Origin of the sequence: Bradyrhizobium sp. U531 (genome assembly GCF_051710265.1) — a bacterium.
Classification (GTDB): domain Bacteria; phylum Pseudomonadota; class Alphaproteobacteria; order Rhizobiales; family Xanthobacteraceae; genus Bradyrhizobium.
In genome coordinates, this window is record NZ_JASVEN010000009.1 from 241,743 (window position 1) to 257,077 (window position 15,335).

11 protein-coding genes are annotated in these 15,335 nt (G+C 65.2%); 4 read left to right on the forward strand and 7 right to left on the reverse strand.

From position 1 onward, the window contains the following. Window positions 1-8: 8 nt before the first annotated feature. The 4 genes from QRQ56_RS31920 to QRQ56_RS31935 all read right to left on the reverse strand — a co-directional run bounded on the left by QRQ56_RS31920 (window position 9) and on the right by QRQ56_RS31935 (window position 5,301). Entirely contained in the window at window positions 9-1,136 is a 1,128-nt protein-coding gene (locus QRQ56_RS31920; RefSeq protein ID WP_438745342.1) for a Re/Si-specific NAD(P)(+) transhydrogenase subunit alpha, read from the reverse strand. A 139-nt stretch (window positions 1,137-1,275) separates the two neighbouring features. After that, window positions 1,276-1,428 carry an aa3-type cytochrome c oxidase subunit IV gene (locus QRQ56_RS31925; RefSeq protein WP_018317799.1) on the reverse strand — a complete coding sequence of 51 codons (153 nt, stop codon included), beginning with the start codon at window positions 1,426-1,428 and terminating at the stop codon, window positions 1,276-1,278. A gap of 140 nt (window positions 1,429-1,568) precedes the next feature. Further along, on the reverse strand, window positions 1,569-4,532 hold the full coding sequence (locus tag QRQ56_RS31930; protein ID WP_438745407.1) for a cell division protein: 2,964 nt from the start codon (window positions 4,530-4,532) through the stop codon (window positions 1,569-1,571). Window positions 4,533-4,602: 70 nt separating this feature from the next. After that, window positions 4,603-5,301, reverse strand: coding sequence for a TetR/AcrR family transcriptional regulator (locus QRQ56_RS31935; RefSeq protein ID WP_438745343.1), 699 nt, complete (start codon window positions 5,299-5,301; stop codon window positions 4,603-4,605). Window positions 5,302-5,387: 86 nt separating this feature from the next. Here QRQ56_RS31935 and QRQ56_RS31940 point away from each other — a divergent pair, with 86 nt between their 5' ends. Next, a complete protein-coding gene (locus QRQ56_RS31940) occupies window positions 5,388-6,170 on the forward strand; it encodes a sterol desaturase family protein (RefSeq protein WP_438745344.1) in 783 nt (260 codons plus the stop codon). Between the two features lie 16 nt (window positions 6,171-6,186). On the opposite strand, the gene QRQ56_RS31945 is transcribed toward QRQ56_RS31940, so the two are convergent. Beyond that, complete coding sequence (locus QRQ56_RS31945) at window positions 6,187-8,139, reverse strand: M3 family oligoendopeptidase (RefSeq protein ID WP_438745345.1); 1,953 nt, start codon at window positions 8,137-8,139, stop codon at window positions 6,187-6,189. 127 nt (window positions 8,140-8,266) lie between these two features. Here QRQ56_RS31945 and QRQ56_RS31950 point away from each other — a divergent pair, with 127 nt between their 5' ends. The 3 genes from QRQ56_RS31950 (at window position 8,267) to QRQ56_RS31960 (ending at window position 14,215) form a co-directional block, all read left to right on the forward strand. Continuing rightward, complete coding sequence (locus QRQ56_RS31950; protein WP_438745346.1) at window positions 8,267-9,763, forward strand: sigma-54-dependent transcriptional regulator; 1,497 nt, start codon at window positions 8,267-8,269, stop codon at window positions 9,761-9,763. A gap of 346 nt (window positions 9,764-10,109) precedes the next feature. Continuing rightward, entirely contained in the window at window positions 10,110-12,314 is a 2,205-nt protein-coding gene (locus QRQ56_RS31955) for a L,D-transpeptidase family protein (protein WP_438745347.1), read from the forward strand. A gap of 281 nt (window positions 12,315-12,595) precedes the next feature. Next, on the forward strand, window positions 12,596-14,215 hold the full coding sequence (locus tag QRQ56_RS31960; protein WP_438745348.1) for a DUF882 domain-containing protein: 1,620 nt from the start codon (window positions 12,596-12,598) through the stop codon (window positions 14,213-14,215). A gap of 105 nt (window positions 14,216-14,320) precedes the next feature. Here QRQ56_RS31960 and QRQ56_RS31965 read toward each other — a convergent pair whose 3' ends face one another. Both QRQ56_RS31965 and QRQ56_RS31970 read right to left on the reverse strand, forming a co-directional pair. After that, the gene (locus tag QRQ56_RS31965; protein ID WP_438745349.1) at window positions 14,321-14,746 is read right to left on the reverse strand and encodes a DUF1801 domain-containing protein; all 426 of its coding nucleotides are present in this window, start codon (window positions 14,744-14,746) and stop codon (window positions 14,321-14,323) included. Between the two features lie 147 nt (window positions 14,747-14,893). Next, a complete protein-coding gene (locus QRQ56_RS31970) occupies window positions 14,894-15,166 on the reverse strand; it encodes a DUF2312 domain-containing protein (RefSeq protein ID WP_097659825.1) in 273 nt (90 codons plus the stop codon). Window positions 15,167-15,335 lie beyond the last annotated feature (169 nt).

Consider the following 15,335-nt stretch of genomic DNA (forward strand, 5'->3'; position numbering starts at 1 on the left):
GGGTCTCCTTAAGCCTTCGGCTGGAAGTTCGGATGGATGACGGCGCCGTCTTTGGTGAGCGCAGTGGCCTTGACCAGTTCGTCGTCCCAGTTGACGGCGAGCTTCTTCTCTTTCTTGTCGACCATGGTCTCGATGAAGGAGAACAGGTTGCGCGCGTAGAGACTGGAGGCCGAGGCCGCAACGCGGCCGGCGACATTGGTGTAGCCGACGATCTTGATGCCATCGGCATCGACGACCTCGCCGGCTCTGGCGCCCTCGACATTGCCGCCGCGCTCGACGGCAAGATCGACCAGCACCGAACCCGGCTTCATCGACTTGACCATCTCGCCGGAGACGAGCTTCGGCGCGGGCCGGCCCGGGATCAGCGCGGTGGTGATGACGATGTCCTGCTTCTTGATGTGCTCGGCGGTCAGCGCGGCCTGCTTGGCCTGATATTCCTTGGACATTTCCTTGGCATAGCCGCCGGCGGTCTGCGCGTTCTTGAACTCCTCGTCCTCGACGGCGAGGAATTTCGCGCCGAGCGATTCGACCTGCTCCTTGGTCGCGGGACGCACGTCGGTCGCGGTCACGATGGCGCCGAGACGGCGCGCGGTCGCGATCGCCTGGAGGCCGGCGACGCCGACGCCCATCACGAACACCTTCGCCGCAGGCACGGTGCCGGCCGCGGTCATCATCATCGGGAAGGCGCGGCCGAAGGCTTCGGCGCCCTCGATCACGGCGCGGTATCCGGCCAGGTTCGCCTGCGAGGACAGCACGTCCATCACCTGCGCGCGGGTGATGCGCGGCATCAATTCCATGGCGAAAGCGGAGACGCCGGCATCGGCGATCGTCTTCAGCGCGGCCTCGTTGCCATAGGGGTCCATGATCGCGATGACGAGCGCGCCGCGCTTGTACTGCGACAGCTCCGACGCCTCGGGGCGCTTCACCTTGATGATGATGTCGGCATCCTTCAGCGCGTCCGCGCTGACCGTGGCGCCTACCGCGGTAAATTCGGAATCCGGAAGGCCCGACTTGATGCCGGCGCCCGGCTCGACGGCGATCTCGGCGCCCAGCGCCTTGAATTTCTTCACCGTATCGGGCGAAGCGGCGACACGCGGCTCCGACGGATCGATTTCCTTGGCAACGGCGATCTTCATAGGTCCTCCGGCGGCGCGGGACAGCGCGCGCGCAAAACTGAGCGTTTACTCCCGCGGCGTTCGTTACCGGTTTTATCACCGGCTTGGATGCAAATATTCTGGGCAGCTGCTGCCGCTGGCGTGTGCAGCTGCCGACAGGTCAGGTCAGGAAGATCGCCATCAGGATCACGATGAGCGCGACCGAGGCCGTGCCGTACTTCACCAGCTTGATGAAGCCCTCGTAGGTCTGCTCGTGGGCAACGTAGTCGTTGCCGTCGGCGGTGCTGTACGCCACTTCGCTATGATCAGCCATGGAATGTCCCCAGTCGAAAGTTCAATTCTTGGGCTGGGATACCGCAAAGTTTCAGGCAGGGCAACGGCAGGTGGGCGCGGTTTTCCGGCAAATCAGGTGATTTGGGATTCCAATGGCCGCGAATCGGGCTCGCGCGCCGCTCAGGCCTGATCGGTCGTCATGGTCGCGGGCCCCGCGGTCCGCCGCTGAAGCGCCGGCAGGCCGAGCGCCTTGCGCACCTCGTCGACGGCCTTCTCCCCGGCCTCGGTGAACCGCCCCATGCGCGGCGCCGTGCCGGGGCCGACCGCCACGGAGTGGTCGCCGGCCAGGAAGCCGTGGGTCATGTGAAACCCCAGCGCGCGATAGACCTCGAACTGCTCCTCCGAAAAGAACTGGTCGCCGGTGGTCTCGTGGGGAAAGCTGTCGTTCCGGCGCGCATAGTCGCGGATGTAGTCGTTCTCGTCGCTGGAGAGCGAGGACTTGATGTAGACGAGATACCCCCTGTCATCGCCGCCGTAGTCGATGACGCCGATCGCGACGTGAACGTGGTCCCTCGCCGCCTCGTCCGGGGCTGCGACGGCCGGCGCGGACTTGCTGTCGGCGTTCTCCGCCATGATGGCACGCGTGCGGTCCCGGATCGGCGTCCAGGGCAGATCGATGCGAGCGCCGAGATCGATGCGGGCGTAGCGCTGCAGCTTCATCAGCGAGGCAAAGTTCATCGGCGCGTCGGCTTCGGCATCGACCGCGATGATCACCTTGCAGCGCCGGCGCAGCAACTCGTAGACACCGAGATTCTCGATGTGGCCGCCGTCGGTAAGATAGACGCCGTCGCTGTTCTCGTAGAGACGGCCGGAGATTTCCGACCACAGGAACAGCGGCGTGGAGCGGCGCTGCGGCCGGGCCGTGGCCTCGACGTAACGCGGGTTGTTCAGCCAGTAGCCCAGCCGCACGTTGAGCAGCGCGAGCGTCGGCGTCAGCGCCTTGATCGAGTTCGAGCCCATGTTCGACGACGCCGCCGCCCCCGAGATCGCCATGGCGGTGGCGAGGTCGAGGCTCTGCTCCAGGCGCTCGACCGCCGGGGTTTTGGCGTAGCGCGTCGCCTCGCTGCCGACATAGAGCGGCGAGAAGACGAAGAAATCGGCATTGCGGCCGCGCCGGTTGGCGAAGTCGGAGCCCTGAATGTTCAGCGCCGTGTTGATGAGATGATAGGGCGCGCCGAGCTTCGGCGCGGCAGGCTGACCATCTGTCGCGGCGCCGTCACCGGCTGCATAGAGCTCGCTCAGCTTCATCCGATCGAGCGGCTTGAAATCGCGCCCCTGGTCGAGGCTCGCCTCGGCGCGCGCGATGTTGCCGTCGGCCGAACGTCCGGGATCGAACAGGAACGCCTTGCTCAACCGGTCGCGATACAGGCGGTGCAACGAATTGGCGTTGGGCGTCAACGACCAGGACATCGCAAACAGCACCGCGCCGACGAGGAAATACAGAATGACCAGGGGAAGGCTGTGCGAATAGCCGGAGCCCGCATCCACCCAGTGGAATTGCCGTGCGACGTTGCTCGCTGCAAATCTGAGCCAGGCCGGCACGTGTGAGACCGGCGTCAGCCACTCCATCGTCGCCGTCGGCGCCGCAGGCTGTGGGGTGATCTCGGCCGTAAAGGTGCCCGCGCCCGCGTCGAACGCGATTTTGCCTGCCAGATTGCCCGATGCCGCCACGGTCGCTTTGTTGGCGGCAAGACAACTCCTCTGCCCGATGGCGGCCAAAGGCGCCTGACATTTCTCGAGCGGATCGTTGGCGATGCCCCAATAGGACAAATAGAGGTAGGCGACCCAGATGATCAGCGGCAGCGCCAGACCCGCGATCCACAGCGCGACCTTGGCCGCAATCGCGAGCACCAGCGAGCCCCATTGCGAGGAGACGCTATTGCCCTTGAGGAACTCGGCGAATTGCTGCCTGAAGGCCGTGACGAACACGCCGATCGGCGCGGCAATCGCGGCGAGTGCCTTGATCCAGGTGACGGCGACACCGCCGACCGGCCCGCCGATCGCGTTGCTGTCGACGACATCGAACATCTGCGACAGCATGAAGGGCTGGAACTCGAAGAAGGCGATCACCGCAAGCAGCACCAGGAAGGTCGCGCCCGCGGTCGGCCAGTGCGAACGAAACTCCTGGCGCTTTTCCGGGCTCGCCAATGATTGCTTGAGCGCCCAGACGAAGAACAGAGCGACCCCGATGATCCCGGTCGCAAGCGTCAGCGCGAAATGCTTGATCTGCAGGATGCGGGCGAAGTCGCAGGCGATGCCGAGCAGGAACGCGATGGCCGCAGCATAAGTGAGGAAGATCGTCGGCCCCATGCCGCGCTCGGCGCGCGCGAACAGATAGGCAATTCCCGCGCCGGCGAGCAGCACCAGCGAAAAGATAGTGCCGATCGCCGCGAAGCCGTAGCGATCCGCGATCCAGCCGAAATGGTGCAGCTCACATTGCGGCAGCGCGCCGTCGGCGAGATCGACGCCGAAGAAGTTTGCGACCGTCAGGCAGCTCCGCAGCGGGGTCGACCAGATGGTGACGGCAGCGACCAGCAGCACGACCGGCAGCGTCAGCCCGATATTGGCGATCAGGCCGCGCGCCACGATCGCGATACCCGTCAGGAGGTCGCGGAAGCCGGCCGGGACGAGGTAGTTGGAGTAATTCCTGATATGGCCGACCGACGGCGTATCGCTGATCTCGCTGGCGGTGACGGTCGCGCCGGCTGGCCGCTGGCCGAACACGAAACGACCGGTCACCGTCATGGTCGAGCTGAGCGAGGTGCCGATGTAGCCGCCGCCCGACACGGTGGAGAGATAGTCGATCCGGCCGATCAGATCGTGGTGGTTCAAGGCCTGGAGCACGCCGAGGCACATGGCCGAGGAGCGGATGCCGCCGCCGGACAGAGCGAGCCCAATCACGTCGAGCATCTGGCAGGCGTCTATGCCGTCGGGATCGATCCGCCGTGCCGGCTCGCGGCGGGTGTTGATCGCCTCGATCTCGTCGCGCACGATCTGCTGGTGCTTCTCGCACCAGGGCGTTTCCTCGTCGAAGGCTGCAGCGTTCCGTGCTCCGGGTTCCGGGACTTGTCCCTGATCGGGCATCATGACCTCCCGGACGGCAATGGGCGATCAACAATCGAGAGTTGAAGAAATAGATCAAGTATCTACACGGTTAGTCTCGCCGCGGCCCCGAACGTTCAATGCCGGCGAGCAGGATCTCGAGACCGGTCTCGAAGGTCGCGTCGAAATGCGCGGGCTGAAAATACGGCGCGGCCGCCGCCAGATGGCTGAAGCTCGCGGCGATCGTTTCGTTGGAGACTGGTTCCGCAGATGAGGGCCCGCGGGCGTAGCCCGCGGTCTCGTCGAGCGCGGCACCCGTGAGGTAGTAGCCGAGCTCCCGAAAATAGATCGCAGCCTCGCGATCGGAAAAACCGGCCTCGCGCAGGATGCCGATGATGCCGTCGATATAGGCGACGCCAGCGGGCGTGTTGAGCCGGTGCACGGCGAAGAACGGAAAGAAGGCCGGGTGCTTGAGCGCCATGGCGCGAAAGCCGTGGGCGGCGCGGCGCAGGCGCTCGCGCCAGTCCCATTGCGGCTGCATCACCACGCGCGCATCCGCGAGCATCAGGTCGACGAGCGCATCCATCAGATGCGCCTTGCTCGGGAAGTGATGATAGATGCTCATCGCCTCGCAGCCGAGCACCTCGCCGAGCCGGCGCGTCGAGAGCTTGGCCAGTCCGTCGCGGTCGACCAGCGCCATCGCGGCGGCCGCGATCCGCTCGCGGGACAGCGCCCTGCCCCCGTCACGCGTCGCGGAGCGCCGCCGTGGCGCAGTCGAGGCTTTCCGGCCCGCTCTGGCTTTTCTGGTCATGACATCCGAATCGAAACCGCTTGCAACCTTACACCGCAAGGCAGTATCGTGGAATCAACTTACACCGTAAGGTTGGAGTTGCAGCGATGTCGGCGATCGATCTGTTTGGCCTGCTAGTGCCCGTGACCTATCTCGTTATGCTGGCCATCGAGCGCCTGATCCCGGCGCGGCAGTTTCCCGAAATTCCCTATTGGCGGCTCAGGGGGTTCTGCTTCCTGACGGCTCAGGGCCTGCTGGCGACGCTCACTCCGCTGCTGATCCCGGAAGCCTGGCTCGAGCGGCATAGGCTGATCGACCTCAGCGGCCTTGGTGTCGCCGGCGGTGCTGCGCTGGGATATGTAGTGCTGTCACTGGTCAATTACGTCTGGCACCGCAGCGCGCACACGTTTCCCCTGATGTGGCGCATGTTCCACCAGATCCATCACAGCCCGCAACGCATGGACATGTCGGGCGCGGCGCTTTTCCATCCGCTGGAGACGATCGCATTCTTTGCGATCGCGTCCGTGGTGACGACGCTGGTACTCGGGCTCGATCCGGTCGCGGCGGCCGCGACAGGCTACATCGCCGCCTTCTACGGCTATTTCCAGCACATGAATGTGCGCACGCCGCAATGGCTCGGCTTCATCATCCAGCGGCCGGAGGCGCATTGCATCCATCACCAGCGCGACGTGCACGCCTACAATTACGGCGACCTGCCGGTCTGGGACATGCTGCTCGGCACCTTTCGCAATCCGGCAAGCTTCGAGGGCGCGGTCGGCTTCGGCAAGCCGGCGACCGGCCGGCTTGGTGCGATGCTCGGCTTCGTTGACGTCAACGAACCTGCGGCGGGGCAAAACAGCCTCGGCCGCAGCCCCAACGCGAGAGGCTAGCTCAAAGCGGTGGCGCTCAGCCCATCGCCTCCAGCTCGTCGATCATGCCGGCGATGACCGAGAGGCCGCCGTCCCAGAACTTGGGATCCTTGGCATCGAGCCCGAACGGGCGCAGCAGCTCGGAATAATGCTTGGTGCCGCCGGCGGCGAGCATGTCGAGATAGCGCTCGGCAAAGCCCTCGGCCGCGTTCTCGTAGACGGCATAGAGCGAGTTCACGAGACAATCGCCGAAGGCATAGGCGTAGACGTAGAACGGCGAGTGGATGAAGTGCGGGATGTACATCCAGTAGTTCTCGTAGCCCGCCTTGATCTCGATCGCCGGCCCGAGGCTTTCGCCCTGCACCGACAGCCAGATCTCGCCGAGCCGCGTCGCGGTGAGCTCGCCGTTCTTGCGCTCGGTGTGAACCGCGCGCTCGAAGGAATAGAACGCGATCTGCCGCACCACGGTGTTGATCATGTCCTCGACCTTGCCGGCGAGCAGCGCCTGGCGCTGCTTGGCGCTCTTGGTCTGCGCCAGCAGCCGGCGGAAGGTCAGCATCTCGCCGAACACACTGGCGGTCTCCGCCAGCGTCAGCGGCGTCGGCGCCATCAGCGCGCCGTTCTTCGCCGCCAGCACCTGATGCACGCCGTGGCCGAGCTCGTGGGCGAGCGTCATCACGTCGCGCGGCTTGCCCTGGTAGTTCATCAGCACGTAAGGGTGTGCCGATGGCGTCGTCGGATGCGAGAACGCACCCGGCGCCTTGCCCGGCCGCACCGGCGCGTCGATCCAGCGATCGGTGAAGAAGCGCTCGGCGATATCGGCCATTCCTGGCGAGAAGCCGCGATAGGCCGTCAGAACCATGTTGCGCGCATCGGGCCAGCCGATGACGTCGGTCGCGGCAAACGGCAGCGGCGCGTTGCGGTCCCAATAGGCGAGCCGCTTCTTGCCGAACCACTTCGCCTTCAGCGCGTAATAGCGATGCGACAGTTTTGGATAGGCCGCGCGCACCGAGGCGACCAGCGCATCCACGACTTCGCGCTCGACGCGGTTGTTGAGGTGCCGCGAATCCGCGACGTCCTGAAAGCCGCGCCAGCGGTCGGAAATGTCCTTGTCCTTGGCGAGCGTGTTGGTGATCAGTGCGAACGTACGTTCATTGGCCTTGAACGTCTTTGCCAGTGCTTCCGCCGCCGCCTTGCGCTTGGCGCCGTCGCGGTCCTGCAGGAAGTTGAGCGTCGGTTCGATCGCCAGTTCCTTGGACCCGACCTTGAAGCGCAGGCCGGAGATGGTCTGGTCGAACAGACGGTTGAAGGCGGAATAGCCGGTCTGCGACTTCTCCAGGAAAAGCTGCTCGAGCTTGTCGTCGAGCTGGTACGGCTTCTCCTTGCGCAGATCCTCGATCCACGGACGATAGTGCGCGAGCTCGGGCGCCTGCATCGCGCGGTTCAAAATATCGTCATCGACGCGATTGAGCTCGAGCGCGAAGAACAGAAGATGCGTCGAAGCCGCCGTCAGCCGCTCCGACACATCGCCGTAAAACTTTGAAATCGCAGGGTCCACGCTGTCGCCTGCATGGACGAGGCCGGCGTAGGAGCCGAGACGTCCGGCGAGATCGTCGATCGCCTCATAGCGTCGCACGGCTCCCGCGAGCCATTTTCCGCCATCTTCGTTTGCTGTTCCTGTCGCGAGCTTGCCCTTGTAGTCGGTCTCGAACGCGACGCAGTCGGCATTCATCTTGTCGAGATCGCGCGTCACTTCCGGCGCGTCGATCCCGGAATAGAGATCGGCAAGGTTCCACTCGGGAAGCTTGCCTGTCTTGCTCGCAGGCTTTGCGAGCGACGTCTTGGAGGGCTTTGCCTTGGCCACGAGTTTCTTGACGACCGATTTCCTGGCGGCGGATTTCTTGACGGCAGACGTTTTGGCGGCAGATGTTTTGGCGGCAGGCTTGCGGAGAGCGTGCTTTTCAAGAGCGTTCTTGGATCGCGAAGTCATTGTGTGGGAAACCTGTGTTCAACAATCGCGGCGGCGGGCGGGGGCATCAAGGTTTAAGAGTGCGTTAATCGGCTTCGGCCAGAGTGACCCGATTCGAGACAGATAGTAGTAGCGTGCGGGGAGCACCATGGCTGCCAGTATTTTGATCGCCGACGACGATGCCGTAGCCCGCCGGCTGGTCGAGAACATGGTGCAGAAATGCGGCTATGAGACGGTCGTCGTGGACTCTGGCGACGCGGCGATTGCCACCCTCACCGCCCCCGACGCACCGGCCATCGACGCAGTCATCCTCGATCTCGTCATGCCCGGTCTCGACGGTATGGGTGTGCTGGCGAAAATCCGCGAAGCAGGCCTCAGCGTCCCCGTCATCGTGCAGACCGCCCATGGCGGCATCGACAACGTCATCTCGGCGATGCGCGCCGGCGCGGCCGATTTCGTCGTCAAGCCGGTCGGGGTGGAGCGGCTGCAGGTCTCGCTTCGCAACGCCCTCAACGCCTCTGCGCTCAAGGGCGAATTGCAGCGCATCCGGCACAGCCGCGAGGGGCGGCTGACCTTCTCCGATATCATCACCCGCGCCGAAGCCATGGGCCCGGTCATGCGCGCCGCGCAGAAGGCCGCGAACTCCGCGATCCCCGTGTTGATCGAGGGCGAGTCCGGCGTCGGCAAGGAAATGTTCGCGCGCGCCATCCATGGCAGCGGCGAGCGCAAGACGAAGCCTTTCGTCGCGGTCAATTGCGGCGCGATCCCCGACAATCTCGTCGAGTCCATTCTGTTCGGCCACGAAAAGGGTGCTTTCACCGGCGCCACCGAGCGGCACATGGGCAAGTTCGTCGAGGCCCATGGCGGCACGCTGTTTCTGGACGAGGTGAGCGAGCTGCCGCTGACCGCGCAGGTCAAGCTGCTGCGCGCGCTCCAGGAAGGCGCCGTCGAGGCGGTGGGCGGCCGCAAGCCGGTCAAGGTTGACGTCCGCATCGTCTCGGCCACCAATCGCAAGCTGCTGGAGCGGGTGAAGCAGGGACACTTCCGCGAAGACTTGTTCTATCGCCTGCACGTGCTGCCTCTGACGATCCCCTCGCTGCGGGCCCGGCGCGAGGACGTCCCGCATCTGCTGCGGCACTTCCTCGTGCGCTTTGCCGCCGAGGAGAACCGCCAGATCACCGGCATCAGTGGCGAGGCCATGGCTCATCTCGCCCAGCTCGACTGGCCCGGCAACATCCGCCAGCTCGAGAACGCGGTCTACCGCGCCGTGGTGATGAGCGACGGCGACCAGCTCGGCCTCAACGATTTCCCGCTGCTGGCCTCGCAGCCCAACTCCGTCACCGAAATTCCGACCGCCCCGCTGATGCTCGAGCCGGCGGCGACCCCTTCGATGGTGTCGGGTAATGAAATACCGATCGTGCCGCTTCCCGCCGCGGGAACTCTGGCCATGCTGACGCCGACCGGGGACGTCCGTCCCCTCGACGACATGGAGAACGAGATCATCCGCTTCGCGATCTCGCACTATCGCGGCCAAATGTCCGAGGTGGCCCGCCGCCTCAAAATCGGCCGGTCCACCCTCTACCGCAAACTCGACGAAGCCGGGGTTCCCGGGCATGGCGGGAAAAGCGGCGAGGAGACGCACTGAGCCTCATGCGAACGGAGGTTCGCGGGGCGATGCCAGACCGGCTGTAAGCCGTTCGCATGACGACGGAATCGACCGCGCCTTGAACCGTGACTTGGAAGTGACAGACACAGGGAAAAGCGCGCGGGGCAAGCGCACAATCCGTTGCCAAGCGGCTCCCTTGAAGTCAGTTTGGCGTGAGTTGCCCCGGTTAGCGCTGGCTGCAAAATCGGGGCCTGTATATCGTCTGCGTCAGAATCGTTGCGTGCAGGCGTGCAACTTTCGAGAGGCCGGCGCGGTTTAGCCGAAGCTCATAGGCGATAACGAAAGCTGTTCCATGAGGGACAGTTCACCCAAGGGGTGCGACACAATGCGTGACTGTTTGAACCACCGTGCGGGCTTCGACCGTGTCTTGATGACGGTCGCGGCAACCTTCCTCACGGTGTCGGCCAGCTCGGCCCTGGCGCAGGATCAGGCGCGCAGCAGCGCTGCCGAACTCGCGATCGAAGCCGCGATCCCGCGTCCCGAACCGGCCAACGTCCCGCCCCCGACCGCATCCGACATCAAGCTCGACACCACCGCCACCGTTCAGGACTCCGCCAAGGAGCCGGCGAAGGAGCCCATGAAGGCCGACGCCGCACCTGCCCCGGACAAGGTCGAGAGCAAGCCGTCCGACCTCGCCACGACGCCCGCCACCGAGGCGCCGAAGAGCGAGACCGCCAAAACCGAGTCTGCAAAGACTGAGCCCGCCAAGGCCGACACCGCGACGGCACCGTCGGCTGCACCTGCCGCACCCGCCACGGCTGCAGCTCCGGCTGCCGAGCCGGTCAAGGCCGCGAGCAACGTTCCCGCCGCCGACCAGCCGGTCGCCGACAAGCTCAAGGACATCATCGGCGCGAAGGCTTCGCGCCATTTCGACCGCAAGAACGAGCGCGCGGCGATCGAGAAGTTCTATGGCGCACGCGACTTCGCGCCGGTCTGGACGCAGGCCGGCAGCCTGACCGCCGCCGCCAAGGGCGTCATCGCACGGCTGAAGGATGCGGGCTCCGAGGGCCTCAATGCCGCCGACTATCCGGTGCCGGACTTCGCCAGCGCCACCACGCCCGATGCGCTGGCCGACGCCGAACTCAAGCTCACCGCCAGCATGTTCGACTATGCGCGCCAGGCCCAGAGCGGCCGCATGCATTGGTCGCAGGTCTCTGGCGACATCCTCTATCCCGAGCATCCGGTCGACCCGAGCGAGGTACTGACGAAGGTCACCACCGCAACGGACGCGTCCGCCGCGCTCGACAGCTACAACCCGCCGCACAAGCTCTACAAGGAGCTGAGGGCGAAGCTTGCGGAGCTCCGCGGCCAGGGCAGCGGCCCGGTGATCGACATCGCCGACGGTCCGTCGCTGAAGTACACGCCCGCGACCAAGAAGCAGGCTGAAGTGGTCGTGGAAGATTCGCGCGTGCCGCAGCTGCGCGCCAAGCTCGGCCTCGCCGAGAACGCGAACGACACCCGTTACGACGCGGCCGTCGCCGAAGCCGTACGCAAATTCCAGAACGGCGCCGAGATGAAGCCGACCGGCATTCTCGACGACAAGACGGTCAAGGCGCTCAACACGCCCAAGCGCGACAAGCAGATCGACGTCGTGCTGGTCAACATGGAGCGCTGGCGCTGGCTGCCGCGCGATCTCGGCGCGCCCGCGCTGGGCGATGCCTATGTGATCCTCAACATTCCCGACTACACGCTGAAGGTGATGCAGCGCGGCCAGCAGGTCTGGACCACCCGCGTCGTCACCGGCAAGCCGGGCACGCATGCAACGCCGCTGCTGACCGAGACGATGAAGTACATCACGGTCAACCCGACCTGGAACGTGCCGCCGTCGATCGTCTACAACGAGTACCTGCCGGCGCTTCAGCAGGATCCGACCGTGCTGCAGCGCATGGGCCTCAAGCTCGAACAGAACCGCGACGGCTCGGTGCACATCTCGCAGCCCCCCGGTGAAGCCAACGCGCTCGGCCGCATCCGCTTCAACTTCCCGAACAAGTTCCTGGTCTATCAGCACGACACGCCGGACAAGAACCTGTTCGCCAGGGACGAGCGCGCCTTCAGCCATGGCTGCATGCGCGTGCAGTATCCGGATCAGTACGCCTCGGTACTGCTCAACATCGCCATGCCGAACGACAAGTACACGCCCGAGCGCGTGCGCGGCATGTACGGCAAGAGCGAGGTCGACCTGAAATTCCCGACGCCGGTCCCGGTCAACATCACCTACCAGACGGCCTTCGTCGACGACGCCGGCAAGCTGCAATTCCGCAAGGACGTCTATGGCCGCGACGCGACCATGATCAACATTCTGAAGAACAACCGCGGCAAGGATCTCGAGGCCGTCGTTGCGCACTCGCAGCCGAGCTATTCGCGTCCGGCCACGACCCTGCCCTCCGGCGTCGCGGTGGCCAACAATGGCGGCGGCTTCGGCTCCTCCGGCCCGAACTTCTTCGAGCGGCTGTTCGGAGGCGGGTCCCCAACCCCGCCGCCGGCTCCGGTCGGCCGCCGGCCTCAGCAGCAGCGGGTGTTCACCCGGTAAGCTCCGAGCAGGCCAGATTTTCGAATTCTTCAATGATAACAACGGCCCCATTCCTCGGATGGGGCCGTTTAACGTTAACCATTGTCCACCTGTCCGCAGGCTATGGGCGTTTTTTTGCCACACTCAGCCGGTTAGGATTGTATTCTGACTTGGTTTGGGGGCGGGAAGGTCAACCTCGAATTAACCTTCTCGCTTTAAGAAAGCGTTCATCCTCTTTCGCGCGCTAACGGGGTTGGCGGGAGAGTCCATTTTGAACGCTCGTCGACTGGGTGGGCTCAAACGTGCTGACTGGTCTCGCACGCCAATTCGTTGTGCTGTCGTTGTCCCATGCGGGAGTGAAGGCCGGTTCGCGGATCGGCCTCACTGCCGCATTGCTGCTTGCCGGCGCAGGCTCGGTTCATAACGCCGCCGCGCTGAGCGAGACCAAGACGCTCTCCTTCCATCACACCCATTCCGGCGAAGACCTCACCGTCACCTTCAAGCGCGACGGGCGCTACGACGAAGCGGCGCTGAAGCAGCTCAACCATTTCCTGCGCGACTGGCGCACCCAGGACGAGACGGTCATGGACCGCCGCCTGTTCGACATCATCTGGGAAGTCTATCGCGACGTCGACGGCAAGCAGCCGATCCAGATCATCTCCTCCTATCGCTCCCCCGCCACCAACGCGATGCTCCGCCGCCGCTCCTCCGGGGTGGCGCGCTTCAGCCAACACATGCTGGGGCATGCGATGGACTTCTACATTCCGGGCATTCCGCTGGAGCAGATCCGCTTCGCCGGCCTGCGCATGCAGCGCGGCGGCGTCGGCTTCTATCCGACCTCCGGCTCGCCCTTCGTGCATCTGGACACCGGCAGCATCCGGCACTGGCCGCGCATGACGCATGACCAGCTCGCCCGCGTCTTCCCTGATGGCAAGACGGTGCATCTGCCGACCGACGGCAATCCGCTGAAGGGCTATGAGCTCGCCAAGGCCGAGATCGAGCGTCGCGGCAATGGCGACGACGCCGGCAGCAGCAAGCCGAACTTCTTCGCGGCGCTATTCAAGGGCAAGTCGGCAGCTCCGGCCGCCAGCAGCGACGAGGACGACGAGGGCGCGCCGGCGCCGGCCGCAAAGCCGGCGGCACCGACCGTCGTCGCAGCCGCCGCCAAGCCCGCCGAACCCGTTCCGACGCCGCGCGCGAAACCGCAGATCGCCAATGCGATCCAGCTTGCCTCGGCCGATGCGCAGCTCGTTGCGCCGCCCAAGCCGAAGCCCGCGCCGGTCGCCGACAAGGCCCCGTCAGGCAAATCTGGCGACGGCAAGCCGGAGACGCCGGCCGACATCATCAACGCCCGCGGTTTCTGGGATGATGCCCCGACCGCACCGCAGCAGGCGACGCCGGCGCAGGTCGCCGCGCTGAAGGCCCGCCAGGCCCTCGCCGCCGCCACCGATCCGCAACCCACCGCGAGCGTGTCCCATTCGGCGCTTCAGGCGCTGGCTTTCGCGCCGGCCGCCTCGCCGGTCGACCGCGCCAATGTCGTCGCGGCCTCGGCGCCGATCCCGCGTTCCGCCCGCCCCGCGTCGCGCAACCTTGCCCAGGCGACCGAGATCAACACGGTGGTCGGCAAGAGCATCGACGGCATGGTGGCGACCGCGACCCGCCTCTCCGCCGCCAAGGGCGAGAGCATCTGGCTCAAGATCGTGATGCTGTCGCCGAGCGCCAGCCGCGCGATGTCGGTGACGCTGATGGGCGAGCTCGATACGACGGCGCTGCGCGGCTATTTCGTCAAGCCGCAAGCCGTGGTCGCGATGGGTTTTGCCGACGATCCGATGCAGGGCCTGTCCTGCGACAGTTTCTCGGGCAGCGCGACCGCAAAGCTCCAGACGACGTCGTTCGTGGTCCGCACCGCTGCGCTGCGTTGACAGCTTCGACAAACCCAGTCTCGTAGCCCGGACGAGCGAAGCGACATCCGGGAAAGCCGCGCGCGAAAGACATCCCGGATATCGCTTCGCTCATCCGGGCTACGGCTACTTCGCCTTCCTGCCTCGCCGATCCCGATGATAGGTCAGCGCCAGGGACAGGCAGACCGATAGCTCCTGCTTCGGCAGCCTGCCCGTCACCGGCACCAGCAATGCCCGCGTCTGCCGGTATTCGAACTGATCGGGAAAGCGCTCGCGAAATTCGTCGACCAGGGTCGTCTTGCAATTGAACAGGACGGCGGCGTGGTCGGAATCCTTCAGACGTCCGAGCCGGATCGTCGAGCCGCTGCCGGTCTCGTCGGTCAGATAGGCGGGCTCACCCCATTTCAGCGTTTCGGTGAGCTTGCCAACGTCGTCATGTGCCGCAGCGGCCGCGAAGATCAGGTCGCGCACCTGGAGCAGCCGCTTGCCGATCGGCGCCGGTAGGGCGTCGATCGCACGGCTGACCTCCCGCGGCGGCTTCGGTGCAGTCACCGGCGTCTCCGTTCACTGACGAACACACCGGCTTTGTAGCCCGGATGGAGCGCAAGCGTAATCCGGGAGTACGAGGCAGGCTGCAAGAACCCGGATGTCGCTGCGCTTCGTCCGGGCTACGGCAGCTGTGCGAGAGGCCCAATTGCCTCAGAGCATTCCCAGCGCCTGCATGTAGGTCTCGAGAATGGTCTCGGCCTCGGCGCGCTCGTTGGGATCCTGCTTGCGCAGGCGCACGATGGTGCGCAGCGCCTTGACGTCGTAGCCATTGCCCTTGCTCTCGGCATAGACGTCACGAATGTCGTCGGAGATCGCCTTCTTCTCTTCCTCCAGCCGCTCGATGCGCTCGATGATGGATTTGAGCTGGTCCTTGGCAAATTTCGTCGCGGGCTCGTCGTCGCGGACGGCGGCGGTGGTGGCCATCTTGGTACTCCAAATGGAACTGGCAAAACGAGGTGACGCCGGCATCCTCACCGCGCGTGCTGGCTAGAACCCTTAGGGTTGGTGCCGACTGCGTTCAAGGCAGCATCGCGCTCGTCCACAGCGCGCCCACACCTTCCTGCGGCGGGACGAAGAAAGCTGTTGTGTGGTG

Coding starts and splice junctions, on each gene's coding strand:
- QRQ56_RS31935 (WP_438745343.1), bottom strand. CDS start 5,301: ATGACCAGAAAAGCCAGAGCGGGCCGGAAAGCCTCGACTGCGCCACGG.
- QRQ56_RS31920 (WP_438745342.1), bottom strand. CDS start 1,136: ATGAAGATCGCCGTTGCCAAGGAAATCGATCCGTCGGAGCCGCGTGTC.
- QRQ56_RS31970 (WP_097659825.1), bottom strand. CDS start 15,166: ATGGCCACCACCGCCGCCGTCCGCGACGACGAGCCCGCGACGAAATTT.
- QRQ56_RS31930 (WP_438745407.1), bottom strand. CDS start 4,532: ATGCCCGATCAGGGACAAGTCCCGGAACCCGGAGCACGGAACGCTGCA.
- QRQ56_RS31955 (WP_438745347.1), top strand. CDS start 10,110: ATGCGTGACTGTTTGAACCACCGTGCGGGCTTCGACCGTGTCTTGATG.
- QRQ56_RS31945 (WP_438745345.1), bottom strand. CDS start 8,139: ATGACTTCGCGATCCAAGAACGCTCTTGAAAAGCACGCTCTCCGCAAG.
- QRQ56_RS31950 (WP_438745346.1), top strand. CDS start 8,267: ATGGCTGCCAGTATTTTGATCGCCGACGACGATGCCGTAGCCCGCCGG.
- QRQ56_RS31940 (WP_438745344.1), top strand. CDS start 5,388: ATGTCGGCGATCGATCTGTTTGGCCTGCTAGTGCCCGTGACCTATCTC.
- QRQ56_RS31925 (WP_018317799.1), bottom strand. CDS start 1,428: ATGGCTGATCATAGCGAAGTGGCGTACAGCACCGCCGACGGCAACGAC.